This window comes from Streptomyces sp. NPDC093795, assembly GCF_044764665.1.
Classification (GTDB): Bacteria; Actinomycetota; Actinomycetes; order Streptomycetales; family Streptomycetaceae; genus Streptomyces.
In genome coordinates this window covers 151,871-171,656 of record NZ_JBIWIO010000005.1, presented here as the reverse complement: position 1 = coordinate 171,656, position 19,786 = coordinate 151,871, and the positions used below count along the sequence as shown (strand labels likewise).

General features: G+C 71.8%; 21 protein-coding genes. 14 read left to right on the top strand and 7 right to left on the bottom strand.

Annotated features, from left to right (window positions below):
- Positions 1 to 142 precede the first annotated feature (142 nt).
- Complete coding sequence (locus ACIRB7_RS15845) at positions 143 to 559, bottom strand: SsgA family sporulation/cell division regulator (protein ID WP_403598082.1); 417 nt, start codon at positions 557 to 559, stop codon at positions 143 to 145.
- A 355-nt stretch (positions 560 to 914) separates the two neighbouring features.
- Here ACIRB7_RS15845 and ACIRB7_RS15840 point away from each other — a divergent pair, with 355 nt between their 5' ends.
- The gene (locus tag ACIRB7_RS15840) at positions 915 to 2,078 is read left to right on the top strand and encodes a WD40/YVTN/BNR-like repeat-containing protein (RefSeq protein WP_403598079.1); all 1,164 of its coding nucleotides are present in this window, start codon (positions 915 to 917) and stop codon (positions 2,076 to 2,078) included.
- A 48-nt stretch (positions 2,079 to 2,126) separates the two neighbouring features.
- On the opposite strand, the gene ACIRB7_RS15835 is transcribed toward ACIRB7_RS15840, so the two are convergent.
- Positions 2,127 to 2,426 (bottom strand): YciI family protein, encoded by a 300-nt coding sequence (locus ACIRB7_RS15835; RefSeq protein ID WP_030313612.1) that lies wholly within the window; start codon positions 2,424 to 2,426, stop codon positions 2,127 to 2,129.
- 68 nt (positions 2,427 to 2,494) lie between these two features.
- On the opposite strand from ACIRB7_RS15835, the gene ACIRB7_RS15830 reads away from it, so the two are divergent.
- A complete protein-coding gene (locus tag ACIRB7_RS15830; RefSeq protein WP_403598075.1) occupies positions 2,495 to 3,190 on the top strand; it encodes an endonuclease V in 696 nt (231 codons plus the stop codon).
- A gap of 133 nt (positions 3,191 to 3,323) precedes the next feature.
- Here the strand turns inward: ACIRB7_RS15830 and ACIRB7_RS15825 are convergent, their stop codons facing one another.
- Positions 3,324 to 3,557: a hypothetical protein gene (locus tag ACIRB7_RS15825; protein WP_403598072.1), complete on the bottom strand. Its 234-nt coding sequence runs from the start codon at positions 3,555 to 3,557 to the stop codon at positions 3,324 to 3,326.
- Between the two features lie 386 nt (positions 3,558 to 3,943).
- Between ACIRB7_RS15825 and mmpA the strand changes: the two genes are divergently transcribed.
- Together mmpA and ACIRB7_RS15815 are read left to right on the top strand one after the other, a co-directional pair.
- Positions 3,944 to 4,078 carry a morphogenic membrane protein MmpA gene (gene mmpA, locus ACIRB7_RS15820; protein WP_403598069.1) on the top strand — a complete coding sequence of 45 codons (135 nt, stop codon included), beginning with the start codon at positions 3,944 to 3,946 and terminating at the stop codon, positions 4,076 to 4,078.
- A complete protein-coding gene (locus tag ACIRB7_RS15815) occupies positions 4,075 to 4,461 on the top strand; it encodes a VOC family protein (RefSeq protein WP_403598066.1) in 387 nt (128 codons plus the stop codon). The genes mmpA and ACIRB7_RS15815 overlap by 4 nt, the downstream gene beginning before the upstream one ends.
- A gap of 22 nt (positions 4,462 to 4,483) precedes the next feature.
- Here ACIRB7_RS15815 and ACIRB7_RS15810 read toward each other — a convergent pair whose 3' ends face one another.
- Positions 4,484 to 5,830, bottom strand: a complete 1,347-nt coding sequence (locus ACIRB7_RS15810) for a saccharopine dehydrogenase family protein (protein ID WP_403598063.1) — start codon at positions 5,828 to 5,830, stop codon at positions 4,484 to 4,486.
- A gap of 204 nt (positions 5,831 to 6,034) precedes the next feature.
- On the opposite strand from ACIRB7_RS15810, the gene ACIRB7_RS15805 reads away from it, so the two are divergent.
- The 4 genes from ACIRB7_RS15805 to ACIRB7_RS15790 are packed head-to-tail and all read left to right on the top strand — an operon-like array spanning position 6,035 to position 11,896.
- Entirely contained in the window at positions 6,035 to 7,282 is a 1,248-nt protein-coding gene (locus tag ACIRB7_RS15805; RefSeq protein ID WP_403598060.1) for a CaiB/BaiF CoA transferase family protein, read from the top strand.
- Positions 7,279 to 8,421 carry an acyl-CoA dehydrogenase family protein gene (locus ACIRB7_RS15800; RefSeq protein WP_403598057.1) on the top strand — a complete coding sequence of 381 codons (1,143 nt, stop codon included), beginning with the start codon at positions 7,279 to 7,281 and terminating at the stop codon, positions 8,419 to 8,421. The genes ACIRB7_RS15805 and ACIRB7_RS15800 overlap by 4 nt, the downstream gene beginning before the upstream one ends.
- Before the next feature lie 46 nt (positions 8,422 to 8,467).
- Positions 8,468 to 9,682, top strand: a complete 1,215-nt coding sequence (locus ACIRB7_RS15795; protein ID WP_403598054.1) for an acetyl-CoA C-acetyltransferase — start codon at positions 8,468 to 8,470, stop codon at positions 9,680 to 9,682.
- 39 nt (positions 9,683 to 9,721) lie between these two features.
- Positions 9,722 to 11,896, top strand: a complete 2,175-nt coding sequence (locus tag ACIRB7_RS15790) for a 3-hydroxyacyl-CoA dehydrogenase NAD-binding domain-containing protein (RefSeq protein ID WP_403598052.1) — start codon at positions 9,722 to 9,724, stop codon at positions 11,894 to 11,896.
- Here the strand turns inward: ACIRB7_RS15790 and ACIRB7_RS15785 are convergent.
- Positions 11,883 to 12,713 carry a MerR family transcriptional regulator gene (locus tag ACIRB7_RS15785; RefSeq protein WP_403598049.1) on the bottom strand — a complete coding sequence of 277 codons (831 nt, stop codon included), beginning with the start codon at positions 12,711 to 12,713 and terminating at the stop codon, positions 11,883 to 11,885. The two genes, ACIRB7_RS15790 and ACIRB7_RS15785, sit on opposite strands and share 14 nt — an antisense overlap.
- Before the next feature lie 129 nt (positions 12,714 to 12,842).
- Here ACIRB7_RS15785 and ACIRB7_RS15780 point away from each other — a divergent pair, with 129 nt between their 5' ends.
- The 4 genes from ACIRB7_RS15780 (at position 12,843) to ACIRB7_RS15765 (ending at position 15,287) form a co-directional block, all read left to right on the top strand.
- Positions 12,843 to 13,640 (top strand): thymidylate synthase, encoded by a 798-nt coding sequence (locus tag ACIRB7_RS15780; protein WP_403598047.1) that lies wholly within the window; start codon positions 12,843 to 12,845, stop codon positions 13,638 to 13,640.
- A 29-nt stretch (positions 13,641 to 13,669) separates the two neighbouring features.
- The gene (locus ACIRB7_RS15775) at positions 13,670 to 14,167 is read left to right on the top strand and encodes a dihydrofolate reductase (protein WP_403598824.1); all 498 of its coding nucleotides are present in this window, start codon (positions 13,670 to 13,672) and stop codon (positions 14,165 to 14,167) included.
- Between the two features lie 58 nt (positions 14,168 to 14,225).
- Positions 14,226 to 14,708 carry a macro domain-containing protein gene (locus ACIRB7_RS15770; RefSeq protein ID WP_403598044.1) on the top strand — a complete coding sequence of 161 codons (483 nt, stop codon included), beginning with the start codon at positions 14,226 to 14,228 and terminating at the stop codon, positions 14,706 to 14,708.
- Positions 14,709 to 14,801: 93 nt separating this feature from the next.
- The gene (locus ACIRB7_RS15765; protein WP_403598041.1) at positions 14,802 to 15,287 is read left to right on the top strand and encodes a hypothetical protein; all 486 of its coding nucleotides are present in this window, start codon (positions 14,802 to 14,804) and stop codon (positions 15,285 to 15,287) included.
- A gap of 34 nt (positions 15,288 to 15,321) precedes the next feature.
- Here ACIRB7_RS15765 and sph read toward each other — a convergent pair whose 3' ends face one another.
- Positions 15,322 to 16,356 (bottom strand): sphingomyelin phosphodiesterase, encoded by a 1,035-nt coding sequence (gene sph, locus ACIRB7_RS15760; protein ID WP_403598038.1) that lies wholly within the window; start codon positions 16,354 to 16,356, stop codon positions 15,322 to 15,324.
- A 125-nt stretch (positions 16,357 to 16,481) separates the two neighbouring features.
- Here sph and ACIRB7_RS15755 point away from each other — a divergent pair, with 125 nt between their 5' ends.
- Both ACIRB7_RS15755 and ACIRB7_RS15750 read left to right on the top strand, forming a co-directional pair.
- Positions 16,482 to 16,970, top strand: a complete 489-nt coding sequence (locus ACIRB7_RS15755; protein WP_403598035.1) for a hypothetical protein — start codon at positions 16,482 to 16,484, stop codon at positions 16,968 to 16,970.
- A 95-nt stretch (positions 16,971 to 17,065) separates the two neighbouring features.
- Complete coding sequence (locus tag ACIRB7_RS15750) at positions 17,066 to 17,956, top strand: oxygenase MpaB family protein (RefSeq protein ID WP_403598033.1); 891 nt, start codon at positions 17,066 to 17,068, stop codon at positions 17,954 to 17,956.
- A 25-nt stretch (positions 17,957 to 17,981) separates the two neighbouring features.
- Here the strand turns inward: ACIRB7_RS15750 and ACIRB7_RS15745 are convergent, their stop codons facing one another.
- Positions 17,982 to 19,535 (bottom strand): M1 family metallopeptidase, encoded by a 1,554-nt coding sequence (locus ACIRB7_RS15745; protein WP_403598031.1) that lies wholly within the window; start codon positions 19,533 to 19,535, stop codon positions 17,982 to 17,984.
- Positions 19,536 to 19,786 lie beyond the last annotated feature (251 nt).

Below are 19,786 nucleotides of genomic sequence, written 5' to 3'. Positions count from 1 at the left end.
AGGGGGCACGCGCGGCACGGTGTCTCGCAGCCTCAGACGAGCAACGTCCTTCTCCGATCAGATGACGACTGGGTCGGTACTGACCGTACGCATCGGCGCGGGAGGGCGGCAAACGATTTACGGGGCGAGCCCCGCGGCCTCGTTACGGGCGGCCGTGCAGCAGCTTCGCCAGGTCCTCGTCCCAGTCCAGGTACTGGTGCTCGCGCCCCGCCGGCACCAGGTGCTCCGAGCGCTCGAGGAAGCGGCGCAGCTCCGAGGTCCGGACGTGGACCATGGCCACTCCCTCCGGGGCGTGGAACTCGACCACCGTACGGTCGTACCCGTACGGACGCAGGCGTACGTCCCCGTCCCCGGCCGGGCGCTCGACTCCCTGGACGAGGAGTTCACGCGCGAAGGCCCAGGAGACTTCGACGCCTTCCAGGGTCGCAAGCGGCGGGAAGGCCATGCTCACGGCGTACGGGTCCTCGCGGTCGTACCGCAGGGTGGCGGGGACCGTCTCCATCCGCGGAGTGGATGCGACCATTCGTGCCTCAACGGCTTGTTCGATGACGGCGGACAAGACCGGCTCCTCTCACGCGGGCTTCGGATCCTGTGCGTCTCCCCGACACCAGGGCACCTGACACCTGCCAAGACGAGTGAGGCGGCCGGAACGTGCACTCGGGACCCACGTGAGTTGCGTCACCGAACCGGTCGCCGCGAGGGTGCCGGGGACCGGCGGCGCAGGTCAGCGTGGTGGAGACAGGCCACCGCCGACCGCGGCGCACGGCCCGGGGCCAGCGGAGTACGGCTGGTTTCGGAGGGGCCGGATGCCGTACGGCATCGCCCGCATGGCGGCATCGGCGGGGCTCCAAGGTGACGCGGGCGAGGGACGCGCCCTGGACGGGGAGCGGCCGGGGGTAATAGCTTCCGGCGCCATGACGTCCATGGGGAAGACGAGACGAATGATGTCGGTGGGGTTGATCGGGGCGGCGCTGGCGCTGACCCTGACCGCCCCGGCGCGCGCCGGGGAGACCCCCACGACCGCGCCCACGACCGCGCCCACGACAGTGACCGGGACGGTGACCGGGACAGGTGGCCAACCAGCGTCCGACGGACGGGAGTCGACCGGATGGCAACTGACGCCGACCGGTACCGACGCCCGCTTCCGCGGCCTCGCGCCGGTCGACCGCCGCACCGCCTGGGCCGCCGGCTCCAAGGGCACGGTGCTGCGCACCACCGACGGCGGCCGGAGCTGGCGAAACGTCTCACCGCCCGGTGCGGCCGAGCTGGAACTCCGGGACGTGGAGGCCTTCGACGCCCGCCGGGCCGTCGTCCTCGCCATCGGGGAGGGGGAGGCCTCGCGCGTGCTGCGCACCGAGGACGGCGGAGCCACCTGGACCGAGTCCTTCCGCAACACCGATCCGCGCGCCTTCTACGACTGCATGACGTTCTTCGACCGCCGGCACGGACTCGCCATGAGCGACCCCGTCGACGGGAAGTACCGCATCCTCTCCACCCGCGACGGCGGCCGCTCCTGGCAGGTACTGCCGAGCGCCGGGATGCCGGACGCGCTCCCCGGCGAGGCGGGGTTCGCGGCGAGCGGCCAGTGCCTGGTGTCGGCCGGGCCGCGGGACGTGTGGCTGGCGACGGGCGGCGGGGCCACCGCGCGCGTGCTCCACTCCGCCGACCGGGGGCTGACCTGGACCGCCACCGTCTCGCCCGTCCCGGCCGGTGACCCGGCCCGAGGCGTCTTCGGGCTCGCGTTCCGGGACCGTGCGCACGGCATCGCCGTCGGCGGCGACTACCGCAAGGACCAGCCGTCCCCGCAGGCAGCCGCGGTCACCGGCGACGGGGGCCGCACCTGGCGCGCCTCGGCCACGGCCCCGCCCGCGTACCGCTCCGGCGTCGCCTGGCTCCCGCACAGCCGGAACGCGGCGCTCGCCGTCGGCCCGACCGGCACGGACCTGACCACCGACGGCGGCCGCACCTGGCGCACGGTCGACACCGGCTCGTACGACACGGTGGACTGCACACCCGACGGCTCCTGCTGGGCCTCGGGCGAGAAGGGCCGGATAGCGGTGGCGCGGTTGGCTCCGTAGGAACCCAGGCCGGGTACGGCCCCCAGCCCGGGCATCAAGCCCGGTCACCTACGAGGGCAGCTGCTCCCGGAAAGCGGCCAGGCCCTCGGCCGTCTTGGTCGCGTAGAACTCCGTGATCCGGTACGCGCACACCCCCTCGACGCTGAACGGGTCGGCCGCCACGATCTTCTCGATCTCCGCGCGGTCGACCCCGGCGGCCAGGATCACCCCGCCGTCACGAGGGTTCTTGCGCCCCGAGGCGACGATCACGCCGGCGGCGTACTGCGCGTCCAGCCACTCGATGTGCGCGTCGAGCAGCGCGTCGACCCGCTCGACGGGCGCGGTGTAGGTCAATTCCAGTACGAACATGATCGCAGGCTACCCGGTGCCCTCCGCCCGGGAGCCGGCCCACGGGCGAACATAGGGTGGCCCGCATCATGACGATCATCGAGATTCCGGCGGGCTGGCCCGCCGACGAGACCGCCGCCCGAGCCGTCCAACAGGAGCTGCGCGGGCGTCTCGTACGCGAAGAGGAAGGGCCGGCGATCGGCGAAGGGCACGTCACGGGGCTCGACGTGGCCTACGACGACGAGCGCGACCTGGTCGCGGCGGCGGCCGTCGTCCTCGACGCGCGGACCCTGGAGGTGGTGGCGGAGACCACGGCGGTCGGCCGGGTCTCGTTCCCGTACGTCCCCGGGCTCCTCGCCTTCCGCGAGATCCCGACCGTGCTCGCCGCGCTCGACCGCCTCACCGTCGACCCCGGCCTCCTCGTCTGTGACGGCTACGGCCTCGCCCACCCCCGCCGCATCGGGCTCGCCAGCCACCTGGGGGTGCTCACCGGCCGGCCGGCCATCGGCGTCGCGAAGAACCCCTTCACCTTCACGTACGAGCAACCCGGCGCCGCACGCGGCGAGTTCGCCCCGCTCCTCGCCGACGAAGAGGAAGTGGGACGCGCCCTGCGCACCCGGTCCGGGGTGAAGCCGGTGTTCGTCTCCGTCGGCCACCGGGTCTCCCTCGCCAACGCCTGCGCCCACACCCTCCACCTCACCCCGCGCTACCGACTCCCCGAGACCACCCGCCACGCCGACTCCCTCTGCCGCCGCGCCCTGAAGGAGGCGCTGGGGGAGGAGTGAGCGGTACCTGAGCTTGTCGTTCACCGTCTGAATGCGGGCCGCATGTCAGGGGCTCGCGTCACCTTGCTCGGCTCGAGCCCTGTGGACGAAGCCGAGGTGCCTGGCTTGCCGCCGTGTAAGTCAACCCTGGGGGTCAGATCGCGGTGGGGATGTGGCCCGCCGCTGCGAGTTTGGCCATCGTCCGGAGTTTCGTGAAGTAGGAGGCGCAGTACTCCGAGTTGATCCGGGCCTCGATCTTGTCGAGGTCGGCGATACAGGCCCAGAGGATGGCAACGCCGTTGTCGTCGAGTCCCCCGTTCAGCTCGCTGTGGACGAGGCCCGCGACATCGGCGTCCAGGAGGACCAGTTCCACGCCCTCGATGTCCACGCCGCGAAAGCTGTCGGGATACGGTGCGCGCCGGTGTTCCTCCCAAAGCCGTGCGAGTCGGTCCTCGGGCTGTTCTCCGCTCATGCAGGCGGCTGTCGCTTCGGGCCGAGGGGCGGCGCTGGTTACGGCGCCTTCTGTGAGCTCATAGTCGAGAACGACGTTGCGGGCGCGCGGGTCCGGTACGGGTACAGGGAGCGGGCGGGGGGCCGGCGGCAGGGGGTTCACCCACCCAGTCTCGTCGCTCGAAGGCTGTCGGTGCCATGGATTTCCTTGGGGCGGTTGGTTCCCCGCCGCTCATGTCGCCACTGGCCCGGTCCGACCTTGAAGGACAAGCTGAGTAGCTGTACGGATACCGAGGCCTCGCCCCGCCCGGCAGGGTGGGGTCCATGACAACACCCCTCTCCGCTCCGTCGCGTTCCGCCGGGCGCGGCCTGAACCTGGTTCTCGCCTGCGCCGGCCTTGTCGCCCTCGCCTGGTCCTGCGCCATGCTGTACGTCGTCGCCGCCTGGGTCCTCGCGTGATCGGGCGACTGCGCTGTCTCGTCCTCGACTGTCCGGACGCCCGGGAACTCGCCGAGTTCTACCGTCAGTTGATCGGCGGGGAAGTGGAGAGCTCCGATCCACGGTGGGCCGTCGGCGAGGGCGCCGCCGTGCTGCGCGGCGACGGGGGGCAGGCCCTCGTCTTCCAGGGCGTGGCAGATCACCGGCCGCCCGTCTGGGGAGCGCCCGAGCAGCAGTTCCACCTCGATGTCCGGGTCGACGACCTGGCGGCCGCCCATGAGGCCGTCCTCGCGATCGGAGCCGTACTGCTCGGCGGGGGCGGGGTCGACGACGGGGGCGGCGACCCGGCCTGGCGTGTCTACGCCGACCCGGCCGGGCACCCGTTCCGGCTCGTACGGCCCTGATCGGGGCCGTACGCCCCTCAGCTCAGCCCCGGTGCGCCACCCGGAAGCGGATCCCCGCCGCGCTCAGCCGGGCGGTGAGCGCCTCGCCCATCGCCGCCGCCGTCGTCACCTGGCCCGCCGTCTTCGGGAGCGGGTCGAAGGCGAGGCAGAGGGCCGACTCGGCGAGCATCTTGGCCGTCTCGTCGTACCCCGGATCGCCTCCCGACACCTCGGTGAAGACCCGGCGTCCGCCGCCCTCGCCGACGAAGCGCACCGAGAACCAGCTGCGGGCCCGCCGCTCCTCGGACGGTCCCTGGCCCGCCTGGTAACGCGCCATCAGCCAGTCGCGTACCGGAGGCAGTTGAGCCGCCGCCACGCTCGCTCCGACGGCGGCGGCGCCACCGAGCGCCATGGGGAGCGTCTTCACGGAGGCGTAGTGCCGGTAGCGGAAGTCCGGCCCGTACCGTTCCAGGGCGGCGGCGGAGCGGGCCACGACCTGCGGGTCGAGCGTGGGCAGCGGCAGTGCCCACGTCCCGGTCTCCCGGCTGAAGTGGGGTGCTCCCAGCGGCGCCCTGGCCCGGCGGCCCACCAACCGCGGTTCGTGCAGGCGCCGTTCACGCGCGGCCGCCAGGATCTCGCGGCCCCGGCCGAACGCGGTCAGCGCCGACGCGAACGTGCCGCCGGAGAAGGTCGCGCCGGCCCGGACGAAGCCGTCGACCCGGAGCGGTACGCCCTCCGGGAGCTGCTGGACGGTGAAGTACACGCCCAGGTCGTGCGGGACGGAGTCGAATCCGCAGGCGTGCACGATCCGGGCACCGGTCTCCCGGGCGCGCGCGTCGTGCCGGACGTACGTCAGGTCGACGAACTCGGCCTCACCGGTGAGGTCCACGCAGTCCGTGCCGGCCTCCGCGCAGGCGGCGACGAGCCCGTCGCCGTACCAGACGTACGGGCCGACGGTGGTGGCCACCACCCGGGTGGACTCGGCGAGTTCGCGCAGTGAGCCGGGGTCGGCGGCGTCGGCGACGACGAGCGGCAGCCCGGCGCAGTGCGGCCAGCGGGCGGCGAGCCGTTCCCGCAGGGCGGTGAGGCCGGCCCGGTTGCGGCCCGCGAGCGCCCAGCGGCACTCCGCGGGGGCGTGCTCGGCCAGGTACGCGGCGGTGAGCTCGCCCACGAACCCGGTCGCCCCGAACAGCACCACGTCGTACGGCCTGCCCTCACGCCCGGCCCCGGCTTCTCCTTCGGCCCCGGCCGCGGGAACCGCCCCCGATCCCGCCCCGACCTCCGACCCCGCCCCGATCTCCGACCCCGCCCCGACCCCCGCCCCGATCCCCGACTCCATCTCAGCCCCGGCTTCGCCCTCGCGTCCCACGCCCGCCGCCCCTGTCTCCATCCAGCCCCTCATTTCGGCCGTACCGCGCCGCCGCGCGCGGTTGTCGTCGTCGGCGGAGGATAGCGGGTCCGGGGCCGGGGACGGCCCGCGCCCCGGGTGCCGTATTTCCAAGCGCTTGCTCGGCCGGGGGGCTTGTGCGGAGTGGAACACGTTCCTAGCATCTCCGGTGTTACATCATTGGTGTCACACATGCCTGGGGGCTCGATGAGCACGACACACACCACCGGGGACGGCCCGCTCGCCGGGGTACGCGTGGTCGAACTCGCCGGCATCGGCCCCGGCCCCTTCGCCGCCATGCTCCTCGCCGACCTGGGTGCCGACGTCGTCCGCGTCGACCGCCCCGGCGGTCCCGGTCTCGGCATCGACCCGGCCCGCGACCTCACCAACCGCAACAAGCGCTCGGTCCTCGTCGACCTCAAGGCCGACGGCGGCCCGGCCACCGTCCTCGACCTGGTCGAGCGGGCCGACATCCTGATCGAGGGCTACCGGCCCGGCGTCGCCGAGCGCCTCGGCGTCGGCCCCGACACTTGCCTCGCCCGCAATCCGCGGCTCGTCTACGGGCGGATGACCGGCTGGGGCCAGGACGGACCGCTCGCCTCGACCGCCGGCCACGACATCGGCTACATCGCGATCACCGGCGCGCTCGGCATGATCGGCCCCGACCCGGACGGCCCGCCCACCGTCCCGGCCAATCTCGTCGGCGACTACGCGGGCGGCTCCCTCTATCTCGTCATCGGCGTCCTCGCCGCGCTCCAGCACGCCCGCGCGCACGGCGAGGGCCAGGTCGTGGACGCCGCCATCGTCGACGGCACAGCCCACCTCACCACCATGATCCACGGCATGCTCGCGGCCGGCGGCTGGCAGGACCGGCGGGGCGTCAACCTCCTCGACGGCGGCTGCCCCTTCTACGGCGTGTACGAGACCTCCGACGGCGGCCACATGGCGGTCGGGGCCCTCGAGGAGCAGTTCTACGCGGAGTTCGTCCGCCTCCTCGGCGTCGAGGACGTCGCACCCGCGCGCCGGGACCTCGCCCGCTGGCCCGAGCTGCGCGAGGCCGTCGCCGGGCGTTTCCGGAGCCGTACCCGCGAGGAGTGGACAGCGGTCTTCGACGGGAGTGACGCCTGCGTCGCGCCCGTCCTCTCGCTGCGCGAGGCCCCCGCCCACCCGCACCTCGCCGCCCGCGCCACCTTCACCGAGCACGGCGGCATCGCCCAGCCCGCCCCCGCGCCCCGCTTCTCCGTCACCCCCGGCAGCCTGCGTACGGGCCCTGCCCTGCCCGGTGCCGATACCGCGGCCGTCGCCCTCGACTGGTCCGTCCCCGCACTCGAAAGCCCGAAGCAGACCCAGCCCGGCCAGCAGACCCAGCCCGGCCAGCAGACCCCGCAGACCCAGCAGACCCAGCAGACGCAGCACGCCCAGCGCACCCAGCAGCCCCAGGAGACCGAAGCATGAAGCGTCAGCTCTACACCGCCGACCACGAGGCCTTCCGGGGAGTCGTCCGCACCTTCCTGGAGAAGGAGGTGCTGCCCCACTACGAGCAGTGGGAGAAGGACGGCGTCGTCTCCCGCGAGGTCTGGCTCGCCGCCGGACGACAGGGGCTGCTCGGCCTCGCCGTCGACGAGGAGTACGGAGGCGGCGGCAACCCCGACTTCCGCTACGGCGCCGTCCTCGCCGAGGAGTTCACCCGGGCCGGCGCCCCCGGACTCGCCATCGGCCTGCACAACGACATCATCGGCCCGTACCTCACCTCGCTCGGCACCGAGGAGCAGAAGCGACGGTGGCTGCCCGGCTTCTGCTCCGGCGAGCTGATCACCGCCATCGCCATGACGGAACCCGGCGCCGGCTCGGACCTCCAGGGCATCCGTACGACCGCCGAGGACCACGGCGACCACTGGATCCTCAACGGCTCCAAGACCTTCATCTCCAACGGCATCCTCGCCGACCTCGTGATCGTCGTCGCCCGCACCACCCCCGAGGGCGGCGCGCACGGCCTCTCCCTCCTCGTCGTCGAGCGCGGCGCCGAGGGCTTCGAACGCGGCCGGAACCTGGACAAGATCGGCCAGAAGTCCCAGGACACCGCCGAACTGTTCTTCACGGACGTCCGCGTCCCCAAGGAGAACCTGCTCGGCGAGCTCAACGGCGCTTTCATCCACCTCATGACCAACCTCGCCCAGGAGCGTCTCGCCATCGCCGTCGCCGGCATCGCGGGCGCCGAGCACCTCCTGGAGATCACCACCCGGTACGTCAAGGAGCGGGAGGCCTTCGGCCGGCCCCTCGCCCGGCTCCAGCACATCCGCTTCGAGATCGCGGAGATGGCCACCGAGTGCGCCGTCACCCGCACCTTCGTCGACCGCTGCATCGAAGAACACGCGAACGGCGCGCTCGACGCCGTCCACGCCTCCATGGCCAAGTGGTGGGCGACCGAGCTCCAGAAGCGGGTCGCCGACCGGTGCCTGCAACTGCATGGTGGATACGGCTACATGAGCGAATTCCCGGTGGCCCGCGCCTACACCGACGGCCGGATCCAGACCATCTACGGCGGCACCACCGAGATCATGAAGGAGATCATCGGCCGTTCCCTCCTCGGCTGACCTCCCGCCGCCCGACTTCTCCCACCCTCATCGCGAAAGGCTTTCCGTGAGCACCGAAGCGTACGTGTACGACGCGATCCGCACCCCGCGCGGACGCGGCAAGGCCAACGGCTCCCTGCACGGCACCAAGCCCATCGACCTGGTCGTCGGCCTCATCCGGGAGATCCAGGCCCGCAACCCCGACCTCGACCCCGCCGCGATCGACGACATCGTCCTCGGCGTCGTCGGGCCCGTCGGCGACCAGGGCTCCGACATCGCCCGGATCGCCGCCATCGCCGCCGGACTCCCCGACACCGTCGCGGGCGTCCAGGAGAACCGCTTCTGTGCCTCCGGTCTCGAAGCGGTCAACATGGCCGCGATGAAGGTCCGCTCCGGCTGGGAGGACCTCGTCCTCGCCGGCGGAGTCGAGTCCATGTCCCGGGTGCCGATGGCCTCCGACGGCGGCGCCTGGTTCTCCGACCCGATGACGAACCTCGACACCAACTTCGTCCCCCAGGGCATCGGCGCCGACCTCATCGCCACCATCGAGGGCTTCACCCGCCGCGACGTCGACGAGTACGCGGAACTCTCCCAGGAGCGGGCCGCCGCCGCCTGGAAGGACGGGCGCTTCGCCCGCTCCGTCGTCCCCGTCCGCGACCGCGCCGGACTCGTCGTCCTCGACCACGACGAGCACCTGCGCCCCGGCACCACCGCCGACTCCCTCGCCCGCCTCAAGCCCTCCTTCGCCGACATCGGCGAACTCGGCGGCTTCGACGCCGTGGCGCTGCAGAAGTACCACTGGGTCGAGGAGATCGACCACGTCCACCACGCGGGCAACTCCTCCGGCATCGTCGACGGCGCCTCCCTCGTCGCCATCGGCTCCAAGGAGGTCGGTGAGCGGTACGGGCTCACGCCCCGCGCCCGGATCGTCTCGGCCGCCGTCTCCGGCTCCGAGCCGACCATCATGCTCACCGGCCCCGCCCCCGCGACCCGCAAGGCGCTCGCCAAGGCCGGCCTCACCATCGACGACATCGACCTGATCGAGATCAACGAGGCCTTCGCGGCCGTCGTCCTCCGCTTCGTCAAGGACATGGGGATCTCCCTGGACAAGGTCAACGTCAACGGCGGAGCCATCGCGCTCGGCCACCCGCTCGGCGCCACCGGCGCGATGATCCTCGGCACCCTCGTCGACGAGCTGGAGCGGCAGGACAAGCGCTACGGCCTCGCCACCCTCTGCGTGGGCGGCGGCATGGGCATCGCCACCGTCGTCGAGCGCGTCTGACCGTCCCGTCCGAACCCCTCAAACGGAGAAGCATCAGTCATGAGCGAGCGCACCACCATCCGCTGGGAGCAGGACGAGACCGGGATCGTCACCCTCGTCCTGGACGACCCCGACCAGTCCGCCAACACCATGAACCAGGCCTTCCGGGCCTCCATCACCGCCGTGGCCGACCGCCTGGAGGCCGAGAAGGACTCCATCCGCGGCATCATCTACACCTCCGCCAAGAAGACCTTCTTCGCCGGAGGCGACCTCAAGGACATGGTCAAGGCGGGCCCCGAGCACGCCGAGTCCATCTTCGACGCCGCCATGGAGATGAAGAAGGCGCTGCGCCGCATCGAGACCCTCGGCAAGCCCGTCGTCGCCGCGATCAACGGAGCCGCGCTCGGCGGCGGTTACGAGATCGCGCTCGCCTCCCACCACCGCGTCGCGCTCGACGCCCCCGGCTCCAAGATCGGCCTGCCCGAGGTCACCCTCGGCCTGCTGCCGGGCGGCGGCGGCGTCGCCCGCACCGTACGCCTCATGGGAATCACCGACGCCCTCCTCAAGGTGCTGCTCCAGGGCACCCAGTACACCCCGAAGCGCGCCCTGGAGAACGGACTCGTCGACGCGGTCGCCGCCGGCCCCGAGGAGATGATGGCCAAGGCCATCGCCTTCATCGACGCGCACCCCGAGTCGCGGCAGCCCTGGGACGTACCCGGCTACAAGATCCCCGGCGGGACCCCGTCGAACCCGAAGTTCGCCGCCAACCTGCCCGCCTTCCCGGCCAACCTGCGCAAGCAGCTGAACGGCGCCCCCTACCCGGCCCCCCGCAACATCATGGCGGCCGCCGTCGAGGGCTCCCAGGTCGACTTCGAGACCGCGCTCACCATCGAGTCCCGCTACTTCACCGAGCTGGTCGTCGGCCAGACCGCGAAGAACATGATCCAGGCCTTCTTCTTCGACCTCCAGGCGGTGAACTCGGGCGCGAGCCGCCCGAAGGACATCGCGCGGAGCCAGGTCCGCAAGGTCGCCGTCCTCGGCGCCGGCATGATGGGCGCCGGCATCGCGTACTCCTGCGCCCGCGCCGGCATCGAGGTCGTCCTCAAGGACGTCTCCGCCGAGTCCGCCGCCAAGGGCAAGGCCTACTCGGAGGCGCTCTGCGCCAAGGCCGTGTCCCGCGGCCGTACCACCCAGGACAAGGCCGACGCGCTCCTGGCCCGGATCACGCCGACCGCCGAGGTCCGCGACCTGGCGGGCTGCGACGCCGTCATCGAGGCGGTCTTCGAGGACACCGCGCTCAAGCACAAGGTCTTCCAGGAGATCCAGGCCGTCGTCGCCCCCGACGCCCTGCTCTGCTCCAACACCTCCACCCTGCCGATCTCCGTCCTCGCCGAGGGCGTGGAGCGCCAGTCCGACTTCATCGGCCTGCACTTCTTCTCGCCCGTCGACAAGATGCCGCTCGTCGAGATCATCAAGGGCGAGCGGACCGGCGACGAGGCCCTCGCCCGCGCCTTCGACCTCGTCCGGCAGATCAACAAGACGCCGATCGTCGTCAACGACTCGCGCGGCTTCTTCACCTCCCGCGTGATCGGCCACTTCATCAACGAGGGCGTCGCCATGCTCGGCGAGGGCATCGAGCCCGCCTCGATCGAGCAGGCCGCCGCCCAGGCCGGCTACCCCGCCAAGGTCCTCTCCCTCATGGACGAGCTGACCCTCACCCTGCCCCGCAAGATCCGCAACGAGAGCAGGCGGGCGATCGAGGAGGCCGGCGGGACCTGGGTCACGCACCCCGGCGAGGCCGTGATCGACCGCATGGTCGACGAGTTCGGGCGGCCCGGACGCAGCGGCGGCGCGGGCTTCTACGAGTACGGGGAGGACGGGAAGCGCGGCAAGCTGTGGCCGGGCCTGCGCGAGCACTTCGCCAAGCCCGGACACGAGATCCCGTTCCGCGACATGCAGGAGCGGATGCTCTTCGCCGAGGCCCTGGACACCGTCCGGCTCCTGGAGGAGGGCGTCCTGACGTCGGTCGCCGACGCCAACATCGGCTCCATCATGGGCATCGGCTTCCCGGCCTGGACCGGCGGCGTCCTGCAGTACGTCAACGGGTACGAGGGTGGTGTCGCGGGCTTCGTCACCCGCGCCCGCGAGCTGGCGGCCACGTACGGGGAGCGGTTCGAGCCCCCGGCCCTCCTGGTGGAGAAGGCGGACCGGGGCGAGGTCTTCACCGACTCCTGAACGCGGCCCTCAGCTCCTCGCTCAGCGAGCGCTGGAAGGCGGTGACGAGGGCCTGGACCACCATCGGCTGCATGTGCGCCGAGAGCGACCTCATCGCGGTCAGGTGGTCCGGGTCCTCACCGCTCTCCTTGTACGGGTTCCACACCTGCTCCTGGAAGAGCCGCGAGAGCTCCTGGGCGGCGGCGCGGGCGTGCTCCAGGAGCACGGTCCGGGAGGCGAGGATCGTCTCGTGCTCGATCGGCACGTCGAGCAGCTCCACGCCGAGCCGCAGCAGAGACCCGTCGAGCCGGAAGGTGTCGGCGTCGTCGGTCGGGTCGTCGCCGGTTTGGCCGTCGCCGGTCCGGTCGCCGTCGGTCGGGTCGCCGTCGGCCCGGGCGTCATCGCCCCGGGCATCGTCGGTCCGGGCGTCGTAGGTCCGGTCGAGTACGCCCATTGCGGCAAGCCGGTCGATGTCCTGCCCGGTGAGCGCCCGCCCGGCGCGCCGTTCGAGCTCGCGCCGGGTGATGACCTCGGCCGACTCGGGCGCCCAGGAGGCGACGAGGGCCCGGTGGATCGCGAGGTCCTGGGCGCTGAGGTCGGGCGGCAACTGCTCCACGTACCGCTCGATCGCCGCGAGCGTCATGCCCCGCCGCTGGAGCTCCTCGATGAGCGCGAGCCGCGCCAGGTGCCCCGGCCCGTAGTGCCCGACCCGCCGCGCCCCGATCACGGGCGGCGGCAGCAGCCCCCGGGTCCCGTAGAACCGCACGGTCCGCACCGTGACGCCGGCCCGCGCGGCCAGCTCGTCGACGGTGTAGCTCGGCACGTCTTCACTCGGCACAGCGTGCCCTCACTTCCCCTGCCGGCCGACCCGCCGGTCCGGGTCGCTTGAACAGTATTGCTGTCTCACCATCGCTGTAGAAGAGCGCGGGTACGGGACATCCCGCGGCCGGCAGTAAACTCGACGTCCGTGGCCGATACACAGTACGAAGACCTGTTGCGACTGGTGCTCACCTCCGGGACGGCCAAGGCCGACCGGACCGGGACCGGCACCCGAAGTGTCTTCGGGCACCAGCTCCGCTATGACCTCTCCCAGGGGTTCCCGCTGGTCACCACCAAGAAGGTGCACCTCAAGTCCATCGTGTACGAGCTGCTGTGGTTCCTTCGCGGCGACTCGAACGTCGGGTGGCTGCGGGAGCACGGCGTCAGCATCTGGGACGAGTGGGCCGACGCGGACGGCGAGCTCGGCCCGGTCTACGGCGTGCAGTGGCGCTCCTGGCCCACGCCCGACGGCCGGCACGTCGACCAGATCAGCCAGGTCCTCGACACCCTGCGCGACGACCCGGACTCCCGACGGATGATCGTCTCCGCCTGGAACGTCGCCGAACTCGACCGCATGGCGCTCGCCCCGTGCCACGCCTTCTTCCAGTTCTACGTCGCCGACGGCAGGCTCTCCTGCCAGCTGTACCAGCGCAGCGCCGACCTGTTCCTCGGCGTCCCGTTCAACATCGCGAGCTACGCCCTGCTCACCCACATGGTGGCGCAGCAGACGGGTCTTGAGCCGGGCGACTTCATCTGGACCGGCGGCGACTGCCACATCTACGACAACCACGTGGAGCAGGTCACCGAGCAGCTCTCGCGCACGCCGTACGACTTCCCGGAGCTGCGCCTCCACAAGGCCGACTCGCTGTTCGCGTACACGTACCCCGACGTGGAGATCGTGGACTACCGCCACCACCCCGCGATCAAGGCGCAGGTCGCCGTATGAGCACCGGCACCATCGGCACCACCGACGGCATGACCGTCGGACTGATCTGGGCCCAGACCCCCGAGGGCGTGATCGGCGCGGGCAACACGATCCCGTGGCGCCTCCCCGAGGACATGGCGCACTTCAAGGCGACCACCCTCGGCCACCCCGTGATCATGGGGCGCAGGACCTGGGACTCGCTGCCCGCGCGGTTCCGCCCGCTGTCCGGCCGGCGCAACATCGTGGTGACGCGTGATCCGCACTGGACGGCCGAAGGCGCGGAGCGCGCCGACTCGATCGAAACGGCGTTGCACCTCGCGTCCGACCCGACCGGCACGGGCACGACGTGGGTGATGGGCGGCGGCGAGATCTACCGCGCCGCCCTCCCGCACGCGGCCACGCTCTCGGTGACGGAGGTCGACACCCCGATCGCCGGGGACACCTACGCCCCCGCCGTGGACCCCACCTGGCAGCTCGCCGAAGACACCGACTGGCAGCACTCCACCACCACCCTCCGCTACCGCATCCGCCGCTACGTCCGCCCGTAAGGGGCCGCCGTCATCGGCGGGGGCAGCGCTGTCAGTGGCGGCGCGTAGCGTGATCGACATGACCGGCATCACGTACGTCCAGGGGGACGCGACCTCACCGCGGGGCAAGGGCGTCAAGATCGTCGCCCATGTCTGCAACGACCTCGGCGGCTGGGGCAAGGGCTTCGTCGTGGCGGTCTCACGCCGCTGGAGCGAACCGGAGGCGGCCTACCGGCGCTGGCACCGCGAGCGGGCGCGGAACGACTTCGGCCTCGGCGCCGCCCAGCTCGTCCAGGTCGAGCCGTACCTCTGGGTGGCCAATCTGGTGGGGCAGCGGGGGATACGCACCGGGCGCAGCACCGGCGTGCCCGTGCGGTACGAGGCGATCGACGCCGCGCTCGGGCTGCTCGCCGACAGGGCGACCGAGCTCGGCGCCTCCGTCCACATGCCGCGCATCGGCTGCGGGCTCGCCGGAGGTTCCTGGGAGCGGGTCGAGCCCCTGGTCGTCCGGCGGCTCGTGGAGCGGGGGATATCGGTCACCGTGTATGACTTCGGCGCGTAAGGGGCGCGGGGCCGGGGTGTCGTGAAGGGTTCGGCGGGCGCGGGCTAGAGTCTGCGGCTGTTCGGACCGGGGGTTTGGGGACAGGGGATTCAGATGTACACGCAACTCAGGGAGACGGCAGACGAGTTGGCCGCGGTCCTGTGGCGGGAGCACACCGTCTACCGGGAGCGGGGCGGCGGTGTGGTGATCCGGGGCGAGCACGTGGGGCGGTGGATCAGCCTCGGTCCGACCGGGGGGAAGGACCAGGCGCTGCTGCGCGCCGGGCGGCTCCTCGACGGGGGGACCACCGCCCCGGCCCGGACCGAGGTGGTCGTGGACCTGACGGCCGGGACGGCGGAGCTGGCAGCGGTCTGCCGGAGTCTCCTCGCCGAGGTCGCCGCGGCCGTCGAGCCGGCTCCCCGGCCTTCGGGGCGGGTGCCGGGCAAGCAGAGAAAGCCGGGTCGGGCGGCTCCTGCCGCCCGACCCCGCCGGCCCCGCAGGCAGCGGCACACGAGCCTGGGTTCCTTCTTCGTGCTGCTCTGCGTCGCCGGGGTACTCGGCGTCTGGCTCTACAGCCTCTTCGGCAGGTACGGGTACTGAGCCGCGCCCGCCGCCGGTCGCCGGGTCGGAGAGGTCAGAACCCGACGACCGGGTAGTGGTCGGAGAGGTTGGTGTACGTGTACCGCGTGCCCCAGCTGGAGACCGTCCACGGAGCGCTCTGCTCCAGGATCACGTGGTTGGTCCAGCCCGCGGGGCGGGCGTTCCCGGCGCGGAAGAGGACGTAGTCGAGGTCCTCGCGCGGGTCGTCCGGGTAGCGCTCGGAGGCGATCGAGTTCAGGTCGGTGTCGAAGGAGTACGGGTGGCCGGTGCGGGAGTCCGTGCCCGCCAGGCCCGCGTCGGCGAGCATCGTGCCGTACTCGGGCGTGTGGGAGTCGACGTTCATGTCACCGGCGACGATCACCTGCTCGTTCGCCGGGATGTTCTTGGCGTCGAGGAAGGCGTCGAGCGCCTTGAACTGGCGGCTGCGCATCTGCGCGGCCTCGCCCGCCGAGCAGCCCGGGTCGGTGGACTGGGCGTGGGTGCCGACGACGTGGACCCGGCTGCCGTTCACGTCGAGCACGGCGTACGCGAACCCCTTGTTCGAGTACCAGTCGGCGCCGCAGGCGTCCTTGTAGACGTACTGCTCCTTGCGGACGATCGGCCACTTGCTGAGGATCGTCACGCCGCCGTCCTCGGGCGTCGTCGCGGAGTAGGCCCCGCCGGTGGCGTCCCAGCCGGTCTTGCTGCGGCCGATGACCGGGGTCTGGTGCGGGTACCGGTCCGCGGCGTTCGCCTTGAGCGCGTCCGAAGCGGCGTTGTCGAAGGCCTCCTGGACGACGACGACGTCCTGCCCCTGGAAGAAGGAGGCGGCGGGGATCGCCTTGGCCCGGTGGTCCTGGCCCCAGTTCGGGTACAGGGTCTTGGAGAACAGGAACGCGTTGTACGAGAGCACCTTCAGACGCGGGGCCTCGGCGGCCGTGGCGGAGGCTGCGGTCGCGCCCGGCGCGGTCGCGGCCAGGGTGGCGGCGGCGAGCGCGAGCGAAAGGGTGGCGCCGGGTGCACGGCGGAGCGCGGCGAACGACACGTGAACTCCCAAAAGAGGGTGGGGGGTTGACCTGGCGCCGCACATACAATCAGCCAGGGTTACCTTCCGGTAGCCTTTGGATGCCGGGAATCTTGCCGGGCTCGCACAAGCGCGCCAACTCTCTGACCGTTGTCTGATTTGTGGTGTTTTTGTCCAGGTAGAATGCGCGCATGACCCTCGCGAGCAACTCACAGATTTTCAAGATGGACCTCGGTCCGCTCAACCCCGTCTGGGCCGAGCTCATCCTCGGCGTGGTCCTGTTCGGTCTCACCTTCCTCTTCCTTGCGAAGGGCATCCTGCCGAAGATCCGCCGCACCCTCGACGCGCGCGAAGACGCCATCGAAGGCGGCACCGACCGCGCCGACGACCTGCGCGCCGAGGCCACGCAGATCCGTGAGCAGTACGAGGCCGAGCTCGCCGAGGCCCGCCACGACGCGGCCCGTATCCGCTCCAAGGCCGTCGAGGAGGGCTCCGTCGCCATCGCCGCCGCCCGCGCCGAGGGCAACGCCGAGCGGGACGCGATCATCACCGCCGGTGCCGAGAAGATCGCCGCCGAGCGCGTCGCCGCCGAGCGCGAGCTCACCGCGGACGTCGACGCCTGGGCCCACGCCCTCGCCGCCCGTATCGTCGGCGAGCCGGTCGGCGCCGACCGCGCCTGATCCGTACTCCCCGGAAGGGGCCGTCACCAGGGTCCACAGGGCCCGGGTGACGGCCCCTTCGTCGTGGGTGCAGCCTGGAGGGTGAGGAGAGCCCCATGGAACACGTACAACCCACCGACCCCACCGGCCCCGCCGAGCCCACGGACCCCACGGGGCCGCCCGTCGGCGGAGTGCTGTGGAGCGTCGCCGGTGACATCCGGGCGCTCCTGATGCTGCCCGCCGCCCTCGCCATGCAGGTCGCGCACCCGGCGATCGGCGCCGGGGTGGACGCGCACTCCGTCTTCCGGACCGACCCCTGGGGCCGCGGCGAACGCTCCCTGCGCTCGCTCCAGCTGTGGATCTACGGCGGCGAGGACGCCGCACGGGAAGGGCGCCGCCTGCGGGAACTGCACCGCACCATCCAGGGCACCGACGCCCACGGCCGCCGCTACCACGCTCTCACCCCGGCCTACTACTCCTGGGTCCACGCAACCGGCTTCCCCGTCTACACCTGGGGGCTCCGCCTCCTCGCCCGGCCCCTCACCGAGGCGCAGGAACGGCAGCTGTACTCGGAATGGCTCCAGGTCGGCCGGATCCTCGGCATCCACGACCGGGACATGCCGCAGACGATCGAGGAGTTCTGGCCGTACTACCGGAAGGTCCTGGCGGACGAGTTGGAGGCGACCGTCGTCGTCCGGGAACTGCTCGACCCCGACCAGCCGGTGCCCGCCCCCGACCGGGGCCCGCTGCCGCTCAGGCTCGCCCTCCGGCTGCTCTGGCCCGCCCTGCGCCGCCCGTTCCTGCGGGTACGCGCCTTCCTCACCGTGGGCCTGATGCCGCCGGACGCCCGGGAGGCCATCGGCCTGGAGTGGACGGACGCCCAGGAGCGCGCCCTGCGCCGGTTCGCCCGGGTCGTCCGGCTCGTGGTCCCCGTGCTGCCGGAGCGGCTGCGCTACCTCCCCCTGGCCCGTACGGCACGCGATGCCGCCCGCCGCGCCTCGCGCTGACGGACGGCCCCGGTCGACGTAGCGGTCAGTGCGGGTGGTGCTCCCCGGTCTCGTGAACCGTGTTCGTCTCCGCGATCTTCTTCCACGACCTGGGCTGCGCCGGCCCGGGCCGCTCCGGCTTCGACGGCGCCGTCGCCCGAGCGGTCGACCGCGCGGCCGGGGCGGACAGGCCGGCCGCGGCCGCTGTCGACGCGGACGGCTTCGACGGCTGGTACAGCCAGGTGTCGAAGAGCCCGGCCAGCGGCTTGCCGGAGACCCGCTCCGCGTACCGCACGAAGTCGGAGACCCGCGCGTTGCCGTAGGCGAACTCCTGCGGCCAGCCCTTCAGGATCGCGAAGAAGTCCTCGTCGCCGATCTCGTTGCGCAGGGCCTGGAGCGCCAGCGCGCCCCGGTCGTAGACGGCGATGTGGAACTGGTTCTCCGCGCCCGGGTCGCCCGGCTTCACCTTCCAGAACGGGTCGTCGGCGGTCCGGATGGAGTACACGTAGTCCGCGAGCTCCTGGGCCGTGCCCTCGCCCTCCTTCTCCGACCACAGCCACTGGCTGTAGCGGGCGAAGCCCTCGTTGACCCAGATGTCCTTCCAGTCGCGGACGGACACGCTGTCGCCGTACCACTGGTGCGCCAGCTCGTGGACGACCACCGACACGTTCGCGCCGTTGGCGAACTGGCGCGGGCTGTAGAACGGGCGGGTCTGGGTCTCCAGGGCGTAACCGCTGGTCACGTTCGGCACGTAGCCGCCGAGGGAGTTGAAGGGGTACGGCCCGAAGACCGACTCCAGCCACTCCGCCACCTCGGTCGTGCGCTCGATGGAGGCGCGTGCCGCGCCGTCGTTGCCGCCGAGGTCCTTGCTGTACGCGTTGAGGACGGGCAGCCCGTTCGCCGTCCTGTCCGTCGTGATGTCGAACCTGCCGACGGCGAGCGTGGCCAGATACGTGGCCTGCGGCTTGTCGGAGCGCCAGTTGAAGCGGGTCCAGCCGAGGCGCGAGGACTGCGACTGCAGCACGCCGTTGCTGATGGCCTGGTGGCCGTCCGGCACCGAGACGGAGACGTCGAAGGTGGCCTTGTCGAGGGGATGGTCGTTGGACGGGAACCACCAGACGGCCGAATCCGGCTCCTGCGCGGCGACACCGCCGTCCGGTGTGCGGGCCCAGGCCGACCAGCCGTCGATCTTCACCTCGGAGGGCTTGCCCGCGTAGCGGACGACGACCGAGATCGCCTTGTTCCGCTCCAGTGGTGTGGCCGGGGTGACTTCCAGCTCGTGGTCGCCCGAGGTGGTGAACCTCGCGAGGCGGCCGTTGACCCGGACCTCGCTGACGTCCAGACCCAGATCGAGGTTGAACCGGGACAGGTTCTGCCTGGTGGTGGCGATGATCGTCGCCGTGCCCTCCAGGAGGTCGGTGGCGGGCTGGTACTTCAGGCGCAGGTCGTAGTGGGAGACGTCGTAGCCGCCGTTGCCACTGGTGGGGTAGTAGGAGTCGCCGATGCCCGGGGCCCCGGGAGAGTAGTCGGCCGCCGATGCCGGGATCGCCAGCAGCAAGGAGGCCGCGAGGGCGCTCGGAACGATGATTCTGCGGTGCACGGGTGCTCCCCAAGTCATAGGAGGCGTAAGACGCGTGGGTGGGCGTCGGTCCTTAGTCCGGACACTATTCAGCGCCCCGACGCACCGTCACGTCCAGAGGACCCCTGTCACACGATCGCCATTCGGCCGACATGAATCCCTCGCGTCTCCGGAGCTACCGCGGTCGAGAGAGGCTCGATCGCCACACGAAACCGACGTGAACACGTCCTCTGCGGGAACAGGCACTCTTTTGCACGGGAGTTGACCGGAGT

Coding starts and splice junctions, on each gene's coding strand:
- ACIRB7_RS15840 (WP_403598079.1), top strand. CDS start 915: ATGACGTCCATGGGGAAGACGAGACGAATGATGTCGGTGGGGTTGATC.
- ACIRB7_RS15835 (WP_030313612.1), bottom strand. CDS start 2,426: ATGTTCGTACTGGAATTGACCTACACCGCGCCCGTCGAGCGGGTCGAC.
- ACIRB7_RS15830 (WP_403598075.1), top strand. CDS start 2,495: ATGACGATCATCGAGATTCCGGCGGGCTGGCCCGCCGACGAGACCGCC.
- mmpA (WP_403598069.1), top strand. CDS start 3,944: ATGACAACACCCCTCTCCGCTCCGTCGCGTTCCGCCGGGCGCGGCCTG.
- ACIRB7_RS15810 (WP_403598063.1), bottom strand. CDS start 5,830: ATGGAGACAGGGGCGGCGGGCGTGGGACGCGAGGGCGAAGCCGGGGCT.
- ACIRB7_RS15805 (WP_403598060.1), top strand. CDS start 6,035: ATGAGCACGACACACACCACCGGGGACGGCCCGCTCGCCGGGGTACGC.
- ACIRB7_RS15800 (WP_403598057.1), top strand. CDS start 7,279: ATGAAGCGTCAGCTCTACACCGCCGACCACGAGGCCTTCCGGGGAGTC.
- ACIRB7_RS15790 (WP_403598052.1), top strand. CDS start 9,722: ATGAGCGAGCGCACCACCATCCGCTGGGAGCAGGACGAGACCGGGATC.
- ACIRB7_RS15775 (WP_403598824.1), top strand. CDS start 13,670: ATGACCGTCGGACTGATCTGGGCCCAGACCCCCGAGGGCGTGATCGGC.
- ACIRB7_RS15770 (WP_403598044.1), top strand. CDS start 14,226: ATGACCGGCATCACGTACGTCCAGGGGGACGCGACCTCACCGCGGGGC.
- ACIRB7_RS15765 (WP_403598041.1), top strand. CDS start 14,802: ATGTACACGCAACTCAGGGAGACGGCAGACGAGTTGGCCGCGGTCCTG.
- sph (WP_403598038.1), bottom strand. CDS start 16,356: ATGTGCGGCGCCAGGTCAACCCCCCACCCTCTTTTGGGAGTTCACGTG.
- ACIRB7_RS15755 (WP_403598035.1), top strand. CDS start 16,482: ATGACCCTCGCGAGCAACTCACAGATTTTCAAGATGGACCTCGGTCCG.
- ACIRB7_RS15750 (WP_403598033.1), top strand. CDS start 17,066: ATGGAACACGTACAACCCACCGACCCCACCGGCCCCGCCGAGCCCACG.